Below are 15512 nucleotides of genomic sequence, written 5' to 3'. Positions count from 1 at the left end.
CACAATTCGGCAGGAGGCGTTTACGGAAAAGTAAAGATCACCGGGGAGGGGTATGTGGAAGGGGACCTGGATTGCCTCGAGCTTGGCTGCACAGGTGTCGCCGATATCAAAGGGAACTTTAGAGCAGCGGACGTATCGGTTCGAGGCGTCATGACGGTTGCGGGAAATACGCAAGCAAACAAGGCGGTCATCAACGGACAGGCGGATTTTGACGGAGAGGCAGACGTAAAGGAAATGCGGTGCAATGGTGTGGCCAACTTCAAAAAGAACCTTGCCGGTGAAGAGGTGAGGATCTGGGGAAGTGTATCCGTCCAGGGAAACTGTGAGGCTGAGCGCTTTCTCGTCAAAGGCAGCTTTGCCACCCGGGGACTGCTGAACGCCGGCAATATCGATGTACAGATGTATTGGCCCTGCCAGGCGGCGGAGATCGGGGGAGAGCGGATCACGGTAAAAAAATCGACTTCGCTGAAAAACATGCTGAAGTCTATTTGGGGACTGTTTCAGTCCGACCCGCCCCAGCCGAAGCTTACCGCCGAAGTCGTCGAGGGAGACGAAATCTATCTGGAACACACCGAAGCAAAAATTGTCAGGGGAAACCATATCACCATCGGTCCCGGCTGCGAGATCGAACTGGTTGAATACAAGCAAAGCTTCCAACAGGCAAAAGGCACGCAGGTGCACCACAGCAAAGAAATATAGGTGAAGTGAAAAAACGAAAATGCCCGGAAGAAGGAGAGTCCCTCTGCCGGACTGCACCTTATTCACACTAAATCGGGAGGTGTACTTGGTATGGCTGCCAAGAAGAGCCGATTGGGTTTTGTCATCGCCGGCCTTTTGCTGGGCATTTTGGTCTCGTCGATGGACAATACGATTGTGGCTACGGCGATGGGAACGATTGTTTCAGAATTGGGAGGACTCGATAAGTTTGTCTGGGTGACCTCTGCCTACATGGTGACGGAAATAGCGGGCATGCCCATTTTCGGCAAGCTCTCTGACATGTACGGCCGCAAACGGTTTTTCCTGTTTGGTCTGATCGTCTTTTTGATCGGCTCCACCCTCTGCGGAACCGCACAGAGTATCGTCCAGCTCAGCATCTATCGCGCCATCCAGGGGATCGGCAGCGGGGCGTTGATTCCGATTGCGTTTACGATCATGTTTGACGTCGTACCCGCGGATCAGCGCGGAAAGATCGGCGGCTTGTTCGGCGCCGTGTTTGGTCTGTCCAGCATCTTTGGCCCCTTGCTGGGTGCCTATCTGACCGACTATATCAGCTGGCATTGGATCTTTTACGTCAACGTGCCGCTTGGTCTGATTGCCTTGGCCCTGGTCGCCTGCTTTTACCGGGAGACGATTCGACATGCCAAGCAGAAAATCGATTGGCTCGGTGTGATGACGCTTGTTCCGGCGATCGTCTGTCTGATGTTCGCGCTTGAGCTGGGCGGCCATCAGTTCAGCTGGGATTCGGATGTGATCATCGGCCTGCTGGCTGCCTTCGCCATTCTGTTTCTCGTCTTTCTCGCGGTCGAATCGCGGGCAGAGGAGCCGATCGTATCTTACCAGATGTTTCGAAAGCGGCTGTTTGCGATCAGCAATCTGGTGGCGTTCTTTTCCGGAGCGAGTTTTATCGCAGCGACCGTCTACCTCCCGATTTTTGTTCAGGGCGTCATGGGCGGGACGGCGGCCCATTCGGGAATGGTCCTGCTGCCGATGATGCTCAGTTCGGTTGTCTCTAGCCAATTGGGCGCCGTTTTGTCCTCCAAGCTTGGCTACCGCAGAGTGATGGTCGCCTTCAGCCTGATTTTTTTGTCGGGGATCCTGCTGCTCGGAACGCTGTCTTCGGGTACGTCCCGCGCCGTCGTTACGCTGTACATGGTGGTGACAGGCTTGGGCGTCGGCGCTTCGTTCTCCGTACTGGGAATGGCTGCGATCCATCACTTCGATGCGACGCAGCGCGGTTCGGCCAACTCTACCCTTTCGTTCTTGCGGACGCTGGGCATGACGCTTGGCATCACCGTATTCGGCGTCATTCAAAGAAACCTGTTTGGCGGCAGATTGGAAGACGCGCTGGCCGGTTCGGGCCAAAGCCCGGTCAACGCCGAAATGCTAAGCGATCCGCACATACTGCTTTCGCCGGCAACCTGCGCCAGCATCCCCACACCCGTTTTGGAACAGGTCACCGCTGCGCTGTCGGACTCGATCGCCCATACTTTTTTGTGGGCACTCATTCCTGCCGGCCTGGCGTTCGTCTTTGCGCTCCTGATGGGGAGCGAACGGCTGGAGGCAGCCGGGAGAACGAGGGCAGCAGGCGACCCGTCAGCCGGTCCGCTGACGGCCAAGGATATATAGGAAGTCTTGAAACGCAGCCCCTTGCACGGAAGCAAGGGGCTGTTTGCTGCTGGGGATCAGTATCTTGCGCAAACAGCCCAATCATGTACAAAGCAAGTGACGAAAGATGGAACCAATCACAGGCAAGAATGAAAGCGCTTTATACTATAATCTTACACAAGGAGGAGAGGGTATATGTTGGATGAGCGCTCATCAACCTTGCTAAAACTGATCACCTCCAGCCGGACAGCCACGTTCAAACAGTTGACGCAGCAGATGAACTGCACCAGGCGTCAAATCGTCTACGATCTGGCGAAAATCAATCTGTGGCTGAAAAGCCAGGGGCTCCCCCTGATCGCCAATCAGCGGGCCCACGGCTTGACGGCGGACACCGCGGTTCGGGAGTTTCTGCTGCGCTCTCCCCCGCAGGTGAAATTTTCAACGTATATTTTGTCAAAGGAAGAGCGGGTCTTTTGCATCATCATTCAGCTGTTCGTTGGCGACGAGCACACCTCGCTCTTTCATATTGCCTCGCGCTTCAAAACCAGCCGCAATACCGCCTTGGCCGATATCCAAAGGGCAAACCGATTTGCCGCAGCCTTTCAAGTTGCCGTCGTGTATACGCGGGGAAAGGGGTATCATCTGGCGGGCGAGGAGCGGAACAAACGCGCGTTGGTGATGAAATGCATCTCGCGGCTTCTGCATCAAGTGAACGGGATGCGGATCCTGGAGCGGGTTTTGGCGGACAAGCAAAAGGAGCCCGCTTTTCCGGCGCTGTTCGCTCAGGCATGCTCGGCGCTCAGGGAGGCCGAAGATGCGCTGCAGTTGGTCTACGTCGAGGAAAAGATCAACGCGATCGCGGTATTTTTGGTGATTCTGTTCAGTCGTGGGGCTGAGCGGAAGCACGTTGTTTTCAGTCAGGAAGAGCAAGTGCTGCTCAGGCAAACACGCGAATTTGATGTCGCCAAGCGCCTGATCGCCAGGTGCGGCCAGCCAGTCCATGAGGCGGAAGTCTGCTATATCGCACTGCTGCTTTTGAGCATCAGCTTAAAGCGTTCGGACTATCAGATCGAATCCAAGCACATGCAGATGCTCTACCAGCTTGTTTTGGCCGTTGTGGAAGAATTTGAACTTCTTGCCTGTGTCTCCTTTGCCGATCGAAAAAGGGTGATTGATACTCTGTTTCTTCATATGAAACCAGCCTACTACCGAGTTGTGTTTCAAATTCCGATCACCAATCCGTTTTTGCAGCAGATCAAAGCGGAGCATTTCGATTTGTTTACGCTAGTGAAAAAGGCGTGGGAGCGGTTTGAACAGTTCGTCGGCATTCCCTTGCCTGAGGACGAAATCGCCTATCTGACCCTTCACTTCGGGGCGCTGCTGGAAGCGCAGGGCGGTCTGCACATTCGGCGCAAGCAGGCGATCATCATCTGTCCAAACGGAGTCGGGACCTCCAACATGCTGAAGGAACAGATCGGAAAGCTGGTTCCCGAGATCTCGATCACCGCGACCATTTCCCTGCGCGAATTTCAGGAGAAACATGAAAGACAGTGCGATTTGATTTTTTCCACGGTCTTCATTCAAACCGAAAAGCCGGTCATTGTCGTCAATCCGATCTTATCCAGTCTGGACAAGGCGACGATCCTGCGCGAAGTCTATACGATCGTACACGGGAAAAGCCAGGTGGCGCCAAGCGTGCAGGACATCATGCAGACCGTCAAGCGATTTGCCGTCATTGCCGATGAGGATGGGCTGCGCAGTGCGCTGACGACCGCATTGACCGGCTCGATGGCGGAAAATATCAGGAGGTACAAACCCGTGCTAAAGGAACTGCTCACGGAAGATATGATTCAACTTCACGAAAAAGTCAAGGATTGGGAAGAGGCCATTACGCTTGCGTCAAAGCCCCTGATCGACATCCGTGCGATTGAAGCTCGTTATGTAGAGGCGATGATTCAGAACATCCGCCGGTTGGGGCCGTATATCGTCCTTACGCCCCGCGTCGCTGTTCCGCACGCCCGGCCGGAAGACGGTGTCAAGAAAGTTGGCATCAGCTTGTTGAAATTGTCCGAGGAGGTGGCCTTCTCGGAGGAGAGCGACCGCAGAGCCAATCTGATCTTCGTCCTTGCCGCAATCGACAACGAAACCCACTTGCGGGCACTCGGACAGTTGACAGAGTTGATATCCGAGGCGGACAACGTCGACAAGCTGATCGCCGCCCGGCAAAAAGCCGAAATTTTGCAAATGGTCGAGCACTACAGCCTGAAGTAAATCAAGCGTGGTTGGAAAAATCGAATGGAGGGGTTTGCATGCTAAGCATTATCACTGTCTGTGGAAACGGGATTGGCAGCAGCCTGATGCTGAAGATGAAGGTGGAGGAGATCTGCGATGAACACGGCATTGCGGTGAGTGTGGAGTCTTCAGACTTCAACGCGGCCAAAAGCAAGACGTGCGATCTGATCATTACGATCAAAGAGCTGGCGTCGCAATTTGAAGATCGGCGGGTCGCGGTGGTCAGAAGCTATGTAAACAAGAAGAAAATTGAAGAGGATGTACTGGAGATCATCAAACAGTTGGCTGCTGCCAAGTAAGCAGCGATCAAAAGGACGGAAATGGGGGATCGTGAATGTCTGCATTAACCGGCTTGCTGCAATTTCTTCGGGATGTGCTGAGCCAGCCCGCCCTGCTGATCGGTCTGATGGCTTTTATCGGACTGGTCGCGCTGCGCCGGCCCGGGCATAAAATCCTGACCGGGACACTTGGGCCGATCCTGGGGTACCTCATGCTTGGCGCCGGAGCGGATGTGATCGTAGCCAGTCTCGATCCGCTCGGCAAGATGATCGAGACGGGTTTTCACATCACGGGTGTGGTGCCGAACAACGAAGCGATCGTCTCGGTCGCGCAAAAGGTGCTGGGCGTGGAAACGATGTCGATCCTGGTCGCGGGACTCGTCTTCAACCTGTTGATTGCCCGTTTTACCAAGTATAAATACGTATTTTTGACCGGACATCATAGTTTTTTTATGGCGTGCTTGCTCTCTGCCGTGTTGAAAACCTCCGGAATGGCCGGGGCCGAGCTGGTACTGTTGGGAGGATTTATCCTGGGGGCATGGAGCGCGATCTCCCCGGCGATCGGCCAGAAAAGCACACTGAAGGTTACCGATGGCGATGAACTGGCGATGGGCCACTTCGGCAGCATCGGCTATTACTTGTCGGCATGGGTGGGGAAATTCGTCGGTAAACCGGAAGAGAGCACCGAGAAGGTGGAGATCCCGGAAAAGTGGCGCTTTCTCAGGGATACGACGATCTCAACGGCTCTGGTCATGGTGATTTTCTACCTGATCGCGGCGGTCGCTGCCGGCCCCGCCTTCGTGGCGACGCTCTCCGGCGGCACATCGGCCTACCTGTTTGCCGTGATGACCGCCCTCAAGTTTGCCATCGGAGTGGCCGTGGTCTACTCCGGCGTTCGCATGATCCTGGCCGATCTGATCCCGGCCTTCCAAGGGATCGCCACCAAGATCATTCCGAACGCGATACCCGCAGTCGATTGCGCGGTTTTCTTCACGTATGCTCCGACGGCGGTCATCATCGGCTTTGTCAGCAGTTTTGTCGGCGGGCTGATCGGCATGTTCATCCTGGGCGCTTTGGGCGGCGTACTGATCATCCCCGGCCTGGTTCCGCACTTCTTCTGCGGCGCGACGGCAGGCATCTACGGCAATGCCACCGGCGGCAGAAAAGGAGCGATCGTGGGCGCCTTTGTAAACGGATTGGCGATCAGCTTCCTGCCGGCTCTGCTGCTGCCCGTGCTGGGTCAGTTAGGGTTTGAGAACACGACCTTTGGGGATGCGGACTTTGGCGTGCTGGGAATTTTGTTCGGCCAGGCTGCCAATCTGATCGGCTCGTTCGGCATTTACCTGTTGGCGGCTGTCATCCTGATCGCCCTGGTCATCCCCAACTTTGTCCGGACGAAGTCGTCCGCGCTCAACAATTACGAAGAAAGCATGTGAACAAGCGAGAGAAATGAGGGAAAAGCGATGAATCAGTTGACGATCAAGTTATTTGCCGACGGCGCCGTGCTGGATGAGATGGTTGCGGCTTACCGCTCCGGCGTGGTAAAAGGGTTTACGACGAACCCCTCCCTGATGCGGAAGGCGGGCATCGTCGATTATGAAGCATTCGCCATGGAAGCGGTGGCCCGCATACCCGATATGCCGATCTCGTTTGAAGTATTTTCAGATGATTTTGAGATCATGGAGCGGGAAGCGAGAAAGATCGCGGGTTGGGGAGATCAGGTGTACATCAAGATTCCGGTGATGAACGCGAGAGGAGAATCCTCCATTCCGCTCATTCGCAAGCTGTCCGCCGAAGGGTTTTCGCTTAATATCACGGCGGTCCTGACGGTGGAGCAGGTGGAGCAGACGGTGGCTGCCTTTGCTCCCGGGACCAAAAACATCGTCTCCGTCTTTGCCGGAAGGATCGCAGATTCGGGAGTCGATCCGATGCCTTATATGAAACAGGCTGCCGCGATCTGCAATTCGGCCGCCGGCACGGAACTGTTGTGGGCCAGCTCGCGGGAGCTGCTGAATATCTTCCAGGCGCAGGAGTGCGGCTGCGACATCATTACCTGCACCCCGGACATACTGGGCAAACTGCCCCAGATCGGCAAAGACCTCTGGCAAATTTCGCTGGAGACAGTGAACATGTTTGCCAAGGACAGCAAGCAGTCGGGTTATTCGATTCTGAGTGCCGGGTGAAACCAAAAAGTTAGGGAAAAACAGCACGTTGGCTTGTGACTGGCGTGCTGTTTTTTTGCATGTAACTGATTCTGCCAGCTTAATCGGTTTGATAGGTCCAATCCGTCCAATATTTAGAGGCTTTCGTAAGGACTTGGGCGTTCCCTTCCAACGGCTTGCAAACGCACCATAGAAAAACAACCCCTTTACACAAAGTTATCCTTGGTCTTAACTCCGTGTAAAGAGGTTTAATGAAAGTCCACCTTAGTATTTTTCTCTATCTTTGACCCTCCAGTCTCAGAAAGGTCCCTCCGATAGAATTATAGTAATTGTAATAATTTACATTTTCAGAAAAGTCAGGGCCGTCAACGAATTTCCTGATATCTCTAGCACGGATTTTCGGTGAGGGTGTTATCAGATATCGGGAATGGAAATCATAGGAAAAAGATTCGCTATAAGGAAATCCGATCGGTTCCTCCATAAAATGTCCACAGCCTTTTTCAGTCTAATTCGTTTATAATAATCATTATAAATTACCTCTTGAAAGCGAGGTCTCAGCAGTGAAGACAGGTGTGTTAGTAATCGGGCACGGGTCCAGCAACCAATCGTGGGTGGATCTGGTCGATGATGCGGTCAGTCAGCTGGACGTACCGGTGCCGGTCGTAGCCAGTTTTCTGGAAATGGTCGAAGGACGGCTGATCAAAGACGGCATTCGCGAACTGGAGCGGCAGGGCGTGGAACGGATCATCGCCGTACCGCTGTTCGTCTCTTCAGGTAGCACGCATATTGATGAGATCGGATACGTATTGGGAGTTTATGATAAGACCGAACTGGATGAAGAGTTGGAGCGCATCGAGACCAGCGCTGACATCGTCTTTTGCGATCCGATGGACAACCACCCGCTGATCGTGGACATTTTGCTCGAGCGCGTCAAGGAATTGTCCCGGGATCCGGCTTCCGAAACAGTTTTTCTGGTCGGACACGGAGCAGATGAAGGGAAGTACCACGCCAAGTGGGAAGATGTCATGCAAAAGCTGGCGGCGACGATTCGCGAGCAGGGCGGGTTCCGCGAAGCAGCTTACGGTACGATGCATCCGGACAATGTCCGCGAGCGGGCACAGGAGGTAACCGGCAAGAACCGTACCCTGGTCGTCCCGCTATTCCTCAGCGAAGGATACTTTACAAAAAAGGTGATCCCTGCTAAACTTGAAGGCCTGGAATATGTATATAATGGAAAGACCTATTTGCCTCATCCTTATGTGGCGCGCTGGATGCAGGATGTCATCACCCATCAACTGAGCAGAGCATAATATTTTCGTAATATCGAAGGCACCCTCGCAGTGGCGAAAACAGGGTGCCTTTTGCAGGATTTTTTGGCGAGATAGTCGCGAAGGAGGGAGACTGCATTGATCGAGGTAGAGGCCGTGACCAAACGCTTCAAGCAGGTGGTCGCCGTAGACGGCATTACATTTACCGTACAATCCGGGGAAGTGCTCGGCCTCTTGGGGGAAAACGGGGCCGGCAAAACGACGACGATGCGAATCATGGCGACGGTACTGCAGCCCTCGGAAGGGGATATTCGCATCGATGGTTTTTCTGTCAGGAACCAGCCGATGGAGGTCAGGCGCCGGCTGGGACTGCTGTTCGGCGGAGAGGTAGGGCTGTACAACAGATTGACGGCGAGAGAAAACATCAGTTACTTTGGTAGACTGTACGGACTTGGCGAGCGCCAATTGGCTGAGCGTGTGAAGCAGCTGAGCCGGGCCCTGGGGATGGAGGATTTTCTCGATCGCCGGGTGGGGCCGTTTTCCCGCGGGATGAAGCAGAAGGTGGCGATTGCCCGTTCGCTGGTGCACGATCCCCAGGTCATCCTGCTCGATGAGCCGACTACCGGCCTCGACGTAAGTGCGGCCAGCGTCTTTCGCCGGCTCATCAACTCCCTGAAGGCGGAGGGGAAAACGATTCTCTTCTCCAGCCACAACATGGGCGAAATCGAAAAGCTGTGCGACCGGCTGATCATCATGCACAAAGGTAGGCTGATCTTCGAAGGCACCGTGTCGACACTGCGGAAAACCTACGGATTAGAAGATCTGGACGATATCTTCATTCGCGCCATCGGAGAGGAGGAGTAAGGTGAACGGACGCCATATCAGACTTGTGTTTCAAAAAGAATTCACGGATTTGCTGCGGGATCGGAAGACGTGGATCGGCGCCCTTGTCATTCCCATCGTCGTCATCCCGCTGGTCTTTCTGATCCTGGGCTCGGCGATGAGCAGTGTGGAGAAGGAAGCGCGGGCGTACATTCCGCTGGCTGTGACCGGGCTGCAGGAGCACCCGCTCGTTTCGCAGCTGCGTGCATTGCCGGGAGTCACCCTGCTGCATCCCGCCGATCCGATGACTGCGTTAAAACAGGCGGAGGTCCGGGCGGTGCTCCAGTTTCCGGCGAATTTTGACCAGCGGGTGAAAAGCGGGCAGCAGGCTCGTCTGACCGTCTTTTACGACCCGTCCAACCAGAAGTCTTCCTATGCCCGCGAGGTGATCGAGCAGGCGGTGAAGGAGTACGAAACCATGCTGGTGGATGAGCGCCTCCGCTCCGTCGGGCTTACCCGCGAGGCCATCCAGCCGGTCGCGACCGAGTTTTCCAGCATCGCGACCGATGAGAAGATGACAGGCAGCCTGCTGTCCACGATCATCCCGCTGATGCTGATCCTCTCGCTGATCTCGGGCGGGATGCCGGCGGCCACCGATCTGGTCGCCGGGGAGAAAGAGCGCGGGACACTGGAATCGCTGATCAGTGCGCCGATCGCCAGCAGCAATGTGCTGACGGCAAAGCTGCTGGCCGTGATGATCATGAGCGGCGTCAGCGCGATCGCTTCGCTGTTCAGTCTCACCCTGATCTTTTCCGCCATGCCGCTCGGCGAGGCGAACGTCACCTTCTCGCTTGGCTTTCTCCACTCCGATTCGCTGGCCGTCTTGATCGTCATGCTGCTCCTGCTTGCGGCGATGTTTGCGGGCCTGGAGCTGGCGATCAGCACTGCTGCCAAGTCGTTTAAGGAAGCGCAGACCTACATGTCGCCGATTATCTTTGTCGGGATGGTTCCCGCCTATATGATCATGCCGCTAAATCCGGTTGATGTCCCGTTTCTGTATTACGTGCTGCCCATCTTCAACGGCATCGCGATTTTCAAGGAGATTTTTTACGGAGATCTGGTCACCTGGCACGCGCTTGTCGCAATCCTGTCTTCGCTGGTCTACGTCAGCTTGGCCATCGGCATCGCATCTCGCCTCTTCCGCAAAGAATCATTGATCATGCGATAGTCAACTCATAAACGATCAACACCCCAAACGGTCAGATCGCTGAGCTGGTTTGGGGTGTTTTCGTGTCGGATGATTTTCCTTTTGTTGCAGCAATATTCCAACTATAATGAAAACAGATTCATATATACAGAAAAAGGTGTTGTCAATGGTAAACCGGTTCTATCTGGGGGCATTCTTTGTGTTTCTGTCGGCAAGCGGTTTTGCTATGATTCCGATCTTCGCCACCTTCGCGTATCGGGCCGAAGTAAGCGTGTTTACTTTGCTGTTTTTACGGTTTTTGCTTGCGGCAGTGTTTTTTCTGCTGTACCTTTTTGCCGGCAAAAAGCACAGGTGGAAAAGCGGGAGCAAGATTCCCTACTTTCCGCTGTTTATCCTGGGCGGCGTACTGTACACCTTCCAGTCGCTCACCTTTTTTTCTTCCGTGAAGTACATTCCCAGCGCGCTTGCTTCCTTGCTGTTGTATACTTTCCCCATTTTTGTCGCGCTGCTTTCTTATTTGATCGATAAAGAACGGCTGACTGTCCACATATTGGCTTCCATCGCGTTGTCGATCGGCGGTCTGGCTTTGGCGATGGGGAAAATCGTCGGCGAGATCAATCCGCTCGGCGTGGTGCTGGCGCTGTCGGCAGCAGTCTGCTACTCCTTGTATATCGTCATCGGCAACCGCGTGGTAAAACAGCTGTCTCCGGTCGTGACGACGACTTTTGTCACCGTGTTCGCTACGGTTTCGTTTTTCTTCATCGGGCTGTCTACGGGCAGCCTGACGTTCCGGATGTCAGGGCAGGGATGGGCGGCGGTTGCGGCGACGGCGCTCGTCTGCACGATTCTGTCGCTGGTCACCTTTTTTCGCGGACTGGAGCTGATCGGTTCGACCAAAGCATCCATCCTCAGCATGCTTGAGCCCGTCGTGACGATCGGCATGGCGTTCTTGCTGCTGGGTGAACGCCTTACCTGGCTGCAAATGCTTGGCGCCTGCGCCGTTATCTCCGGGGCCATATGGATTGTAGCAGGGCAGGGACGGCAGAAGCAGCAGCCCCGCGACGGACAGCAGCCTGACACTTTCATGCCGTAGGGCCGGCTGTTTCGCTATCGCAGGTGAGAGCGAACAAGCCACGCTCCGCCAATGACTCCGGCGTCATTGCCCAAAGCGGCCGGGAGAATGTCGCAGACGGCGTAGGCGGGGGCAAACCGGGAGAAATAATGCCGCACCCGGTCAAAAAGTTCGGAGCCTGCCTGTGAGACCCCGCCGCCGAAGATAATCCTGGCGGGGTTTAAGATGGCGGCAAGGTGGGAACAGGCCAGTCCCAGGTAATAGGATGCCTGGTCGATGACGGCGATCGCCGACTCATCACGGGCCGATACCGCGGCAAACACATCTTTGGCTGTCAGTTTTTTCTGTGTCAAAAGGGTGGCGGCGAGGATTTTGCTGCTGCCCGCTCTCGCGGCGCGTTCAGCTTCCCGGATGATCGCGGTCGCCGATGCGAAGGTCTCCAGACAGCCGGTTCGTCCGCAGCTGCAAGCAGGGCCGCCGCTTGGTTCTATCGTCATGTGGCCGATCTCCCCGCCTCCGCCGCTGGCGCCGCCCACGATCCGCCCGTTGAGAATGATTCCGCAGCCGATACCGGAGCCCAGCGTGAGCGCCACCAGGTCTTTGGCACCCCGTCCCGCCCCCAGCCACATCTCGCCCAGCGCTGCCAGATTCGCGTCATTTTCTACGTAAACCGGCACGTTGACCAGTTGTTCCAGGATGTCGCCCAGCATCGTCAGCTTCCAGCCGAGGTTGACCGCTTCGAGGACTCTTCCCGCCGCCGGATCGACAGGCCCCGGTATGCCTGCGCCGATTCCCAGCAATTTTGTTTTGGGGATGCCTGTCTCTGCCAGCAGCGCCTCAACCAGATCACGCATCTGGGCGATGACGCTGCCCGCCTCGGCTCCAGCCAGGGTTGCCGCGGTTTTTTTTCGAATCATGTTCCCTTCAGTCGTGAACAAGGCGGCTTTGATCGAAGTGCCGCCTACGTCTACTCCGGCGATAATCTCCTGCATCAAGATAAACACCTTCCTTGCAGTTAGAATATTCTGTACTATGCTTCCGGTATGATTCCAAGGGATAGCAATTTTCAAATTGGTCGATACAGGATATGATGGAAGAAATACATGGAGGACACGTTGGCTGAAAGGAGGGTGCAAATGAAGCGTGCTCGTCTGATATACAACCCGACATCGGGTCGAGAGAATGTGCGTCGGCGCCTCGCGGATATCCTGGAGGTATTGGAGGCAGCCGGCTACGAGACTTCTGCCCATGCCACGCGCGGCGAACATGACGCCAGTGAGGAAGCGGAGCAGGCGGTGCGCCGCGGCTTCGATCTGGTGGTCGCCGCCGGCGGCGATGGCACGATCTACGAAGTCATCAACGGTATGGCGGAGAAGAAAAATCGTCCGGCCTTAGGCATCATCCCCTGCGGTACGAGCAACGATTTTGCCCGTGCGGTTGGCATTCCGAAGTCGGTCGCCCGCTCTTGCGAGATTATCGCCAGCGGAAAAACAAAGAAAATCGATCTGGGGAAAATTAACGACCGCTATTTTATCAATATCGCCGGGGGCGGTTCGCTTACAGAGCTTACCTATGAAGTGCCGAGCAAAATGAAGACGATGATCGGACAGCTCGCTTACTATGTGAAAGGCATCGAAAAGCTCCCTTTTATCCACCCCACCCATGTGCGCCTGGAGACGAGGGAGCGGGTCGTCGTCGACGAGGAAATTATGCTGTTCCTCATTGCCAACAGCCATTCGGTAGGAGGATTTCATCGTCTCGCACCGAAGGCAGACCTCTCGGACGGCAAGCTGGACTGCATCGTCTTGAAGAAGACCAGCCTGCCCGAATTTATTCGTTTGGCAACCATGGCCCTTAAGGGAGACCATATCAAAGACCCCAATGTGATCTACTTTCAGACGAACTACGTAAAAGCCACTTCGCTGGATGCCAAAACTGTCCAGCTCAATCTTGACGGAGAGTTGGGCGGCCAACTGCCGTGTGAATGCATCGCGCTGCCAGAGCATCTGGAAGTGTTTGTACCATAAAGACGCAACAACTATCTGGAAAAAGGAGTTTGTCTCATTGCCAAAGACTTCAAAGCGAAAAAAACACGTACAAAATCAAAACCAGGCAACTGCGCTAACGAACCTGCCGGTGAAACTGAATCAGACAGTGGAATTGGAGATTAACGGACTGACGCATGAGGGGGCGGGGGTAGGCAGGTACGAGGGCTACACACTCTTCGTACCGCAAGCTCTGCCTGGCGATTGCATCCGCGCCGAGGTCGTCCACGTCAAAAAGAATTACGGCTTCGCCCGCTTGCTGGAGGTGCTGGCGGAAAGTCCGCACCGCGTTCAACCGCCCTGCCCGGTGTTTGACCGCTGCGGCGGCTGTTCGCTGCAGCACCTCGCATACGAGGAGCAGCTTCGCCACAAGCGCCAGGTCGTCGTCGACAACCTTCGGCGCATCGGCGGCTTCCCGACAGATGGGGAAGGGGCGGTCCTCGTCCACCCTACCATCGGCATGACCAATCCCTGGCGTTACCGCAATAAGGCGCAGGTGCCGATCGGCGAGCAGGAAGGCGGATTGGTCGGCGGCTTTTACGCCGAGCGTTCCCATACGATCATCGACATCGACCACTGCCTGATCCAGCACGAAGCCAACGACGAGGCTGTCGCCGCCGTCAAGCAGATCGCTGCTCGCCTGGGCATCCAGCCCTACGACGAGAATCGCCACACCGGCCTGCTGCGCCATGTCGTCACCCGCGTCGGAGCGAATACCGGCGAGGTGATGGTCGTGCTGATCACGACGGAAGCGTTTATCCCCCATCGCGAGCTGCTGGTCGAAGCGATCCGTCGGCAGCTTCCGGCGGTCAAGAGCATCGTGCAGAACATCAACCCGCACCGGACCAATGTCATTTTCGGCGACCAGACGTTCACACTCTGGGGCCAGGATGAAATCTACGATACGATCGGTCCGGTACGCTTTGCCATCTCCGCCCGCTCGTTTTATCAGGTAAATCCGCTGCAGACGGAAGTCCTTTACAAGAAAACCCTGGAGTACGCCAGACTGACCGGGGCGGAGACGGTGATCGACGCTTACTGCGGCATCGGCACGATCTCGCTCTTCCTCGCGCAGCGGGCCCGCCATGTCTACGGCGTGGAGATCGTTCCCGAAGCCATCGCCGACGCCAACCGCAACGCCCGGCTCAACGGCATCGACAACGTCACCTTCGCCGTCGGCGCCGCCGAAGTGGTGATCCCCGCCTGGAAGCAGGACGGCATCCGCGCCGACGTCATCGTCGTCGACCCGCCGCGCAAAGGCTGCGACGAAGCCCTGCTGACGACCATTTTGCAGATGAGGCCCGAGCGCGTGGTGTACGTGTCCTGCAATCCGGCGACGCTGGCCAGGGATTTGAAGGTGCTGGGGGAGCTGTATGAGGTGAGGGAAGTGCAGCCGGTGGATATGTTTCCGCATACGGGGCATGTGGAGTGTTCAGTGTTACTAACTTTGCGGGGGAATGAGTAATCCCCCGCTTTATCACGCCCCTATATTCCCGATATTTAAGGGGCGGGCTATGTTGTAGTGAATCTTAATGTTACCGTCTATTTGAACTTCGATCTTATGAATGAGTTTTTGGATGACTTGTTTCAGCACCTGCTCGTCATGAATGTCCAGTTTCGCTATTTTTTTGATTTGACGTTGAAAATCTTGCAGATAGCGTTCTGTATCCTTCTTTGATTCGAGCATTCTTTCCAACTCAACCTTACGTTCAGTTAACCGCCTACGTTCGGCTTCGATGGCTTCGTTGGTAGACCTAAATTGCTCAATACCAACAACCTTCTGTTGAAACAAAGTGAGTAGGGAGCGGAATTCACTTTCCAATTTGGCTAGTTGATTATTAACTCCTTGTAGCTCTTTCGTATAAGTGTTTTGATGGATTGCAATTTCCCCGCCCACAACTCTATATAGTTGCTCCAATTTCAAGTTGTTTGAGATTAGTTCTTGTAAGTCATCAATTACAGCCTGACGTAGTTTTCTGTTCCCTAGTAAGCGTCAAATAGTCCCCATCGAATACATAGGTGGGGACTATTTGACGCTTAC

The 15512-nt window shown here is 55.1% G+C and carries 14 protein-coding genes; 12 read left to right on the top strand and 2 right to left on the bottom strand.

What is annotated here, in order from left to right; translation table 11 throughout:
- From HGBM_RS27430 to HGBM_RS13545, 10 genes are all read left to right on the top strand, one after another.
- On the top strand, positions 1-699 hold a 699-nt coding region (locus HGBM_RS27430), incomplete at its 5' end, for a hypothetical protein (protein WP_019121659.1).
- A 90-nt stretch (positions 700-789) separates the two neighbouring features.
- A complete protein-coding gene (locus HGBM_RS13585; protein ID WP_019121658.1) occupies positions 790-2346 on the top strand; it encodes an MDR family MFS transporter in 1557 nt (518 codons plus the stop codon).
- 174 nt (positions 2347-2520) lie between these two features.
- Positions 2521-4596, top strand: a complete 2076-nt coding sequence (locus tag HGBM_RS13580; RefSeq protein ID WP_019121657.1) for a BglG family transcription antiterminator — start codon at positions 2521-2523, stop codon at positions 4594-4596.
- Between the two features lie 38 nt (positions 4597-4634).
- A complete protein-coding gene (locus HGBM_RS13575) occupies positions 4635-4916 on the top strand; it encodes a PTS sugar transporter subunit IIB (RefSeq protein ID WP_019121656.1) in 282 nt (93 codons plus the stop codon).
- 35 nt (positions 4917-4951) lie between these two features.
- Complete coding sequence (locus HGBM_RS13570; RefSeq protein ID WP_019121655.1) at positions 4952-6331, top strand: PTS ascorbate transporter subunit IIC; 1380 nt, start codon at positions 4952-4954, stop codon at positions 6329-6331.
- Between the two features lie 27 nt (positions 6332-6358).
- Positions 6359-7078 (top strand): transaldolase, encoded by a 720-nt coding sequence (locus HGBM_RS13565; protein WP_019121654.1) that lies wholly within the window; start codon positions 6359-6361, stop codon positions 7076-7078.
- 539 nt (positions 7079-7617) lie between these two features.
- On the top strand, positions 7618-8367 hold the full coding sequence (locus tag HGBM_RS13560; protein ID WP_019121653.1) for a sirohydrochlorin chelatase: 750 nt from the start codon (positions 7618-7620) through the stop codon (positions 8365-8367).
- A gap of 96 nt (positions 8368-8463) precedes the next feature.
- Positions 8464-9189 carry an ABC transporter ATP-binding protein gene (locus HGBM_RS13555; RefSeq protein WP_019121652.1) on the top strand — a complete coding sequence of 242 codons (726 nt, stop codon included), beginning with the start codon at positions 8464-8466 and terminating at the stop codon, positions 9187-9189.
- A gap of 1 nt (position 9190) precedes the next feature.
- Complete coding sequence (locus HGBM_RS13550; protein WP_019121651.1) at positions 9191-10375, top strand: ABC transporter permease; 1185 nt, start codon at positions 9191-9193, stop codon at positions 10373-10375.
- Between the two features lie 106 nt (positions 10376-10481).
- A complete protein-coding gene (locus HGBM_RS13545; RefSeq protein WP_342626544.1) occupies positions 10482-11447 on the top strand; it encodes a DMT family transporter in 966 nt (321 codons plus the stop codon).
- A 14-nt stretch (positions 11448-11461) separates the two neighbouring features.
- Here HGBM_RS13545 and HGBM_RS13540 read toward each other — a convergent pair whose 3' ends face one another.
- A complete protein-coding gene (locus HGBM_RS13540; RefSeq protein ID WP_019121649.1) occupies positions 11462-12418 on the bottom strand; it encodes an ROK family glucokinase in 957 nt (318 codons plus the stop codon).
- A 144-nt stretch (positions 12419-12562) separates the two neighbouring features.
- On the opposite strand from HGBM_RS13540, the gene HGBM_RS13535 reads away from it, so the two are divergent.
- Both HGBM_RS13535 and rlmD read left to right on the top strand, forming a co-directional pair.
- Complete coding sequence (locus HGBM_RS13535) at positions 12563-13453, top strand: diacylglycerol kinase (protein ID WP_019121648.1); 891 nt, start codon at positions 12563-12565, stop codon at positions 13451-13453.
- A gap of 37 nt (positions 13454-13490) precedes the next feature.
- Positions 13491-14936, top strand: a complete 1446-nt coding sequence (gene rlmD / locus HGBM_RS13530) for a 23S rRNA (uracil(1939)-C(5))-methyltransferase RlmD (RefSeq protein WP_019121647.1) — start codon at positions 13491-13493, stop codon at positions 14934-14936.
- A gap of 12 nt (positions 14937-14948) precedes the next feature.
- On the opposite strand, the gene HGBM_RS31700 is transcribed toward rlmD, so the two are convergent.
- Positions 14949-15368: a hypothetical protein gene (locus HGBM_RS31700; protein ID WP_019121646.1), complete on the bottom strand. Its 420-nt coding sequence runs from the start codon at positions 15366-15368 to the stop codon at positions 14949-14951.
- Positions 15369-15512 lie beyond the last annotated feature (144 nt).

It is taken from the genome of Brevibacillus massiliensis (assembly GCF_000311785.1).
Taxonomy (GTDB): Bacteria; Bacillota; Bacilli; order Brevibacillales; family Brevibacillaceae; genus Brevibacillus_C; species Brevibacillus_C massiliensis.
The sequence above is the reverse complement of the archived record's forward strand: the minus strand, read 5'-3'. Positions and strand labels throughout refer to the sequence as shown.

Coding starts and splice junctions, on each gene's coding strand:
- HGBM_RS13585 (WP_019121658.1), top strand. CDS start 790: ATGGCTGCCAAGAAGAGCCGATTGGGTTTTGTCATCGCCGGCCTTTTG.
- HGBM_RS13580 (WP_019121657.1), top strand. CDS start 2,521: ATGTTGGATGAGCGCTCATCAACCTTGCTAAAACTGATCACCTCCAGC.
- HGBM_RS13575 (WP_019121656.1), top strand. CDS start 4,635: ATGCTAAGCATTATCACTGTCTGTGGAAACGGGATTGGCAGCAGCCTG.
- HGBM_RS13570 (WP_019121655.1), top strand. CDS start 4,952: ATGTCTGCATTAACCGGCTTGCTGCAATTTCTTCGGGATGTGCTGAGC.
- HGBM_RS13565 (WP_019121654.1), top strand. CDS start 6,359: ATGAATCAGTTGACGATCAAGTTATTTGCCGACGGCGCCGTGCTGGAT.
- HGBM_RS13545 (WP_342626544.1), top strand. CDS start 10,482: ATGAAAACAGATTCATATATACAGAAAAAGGTGTTGTCAATGGTAAAC.
- HGBM_RS13540 (WP_019121649.1), bottom strand. CDS start 12,418: ATGCAGGAGATTATCGCCGGAGTAGACGTAGGCGGCACTTCGATCAAA.
- HGBM_RS13535 (WP_019121648.1), top strand. CDS start 12,563: ATGAAGCGTGCTCGTCTGATATACAACCCGACATCGGGTCGAGAGAAT.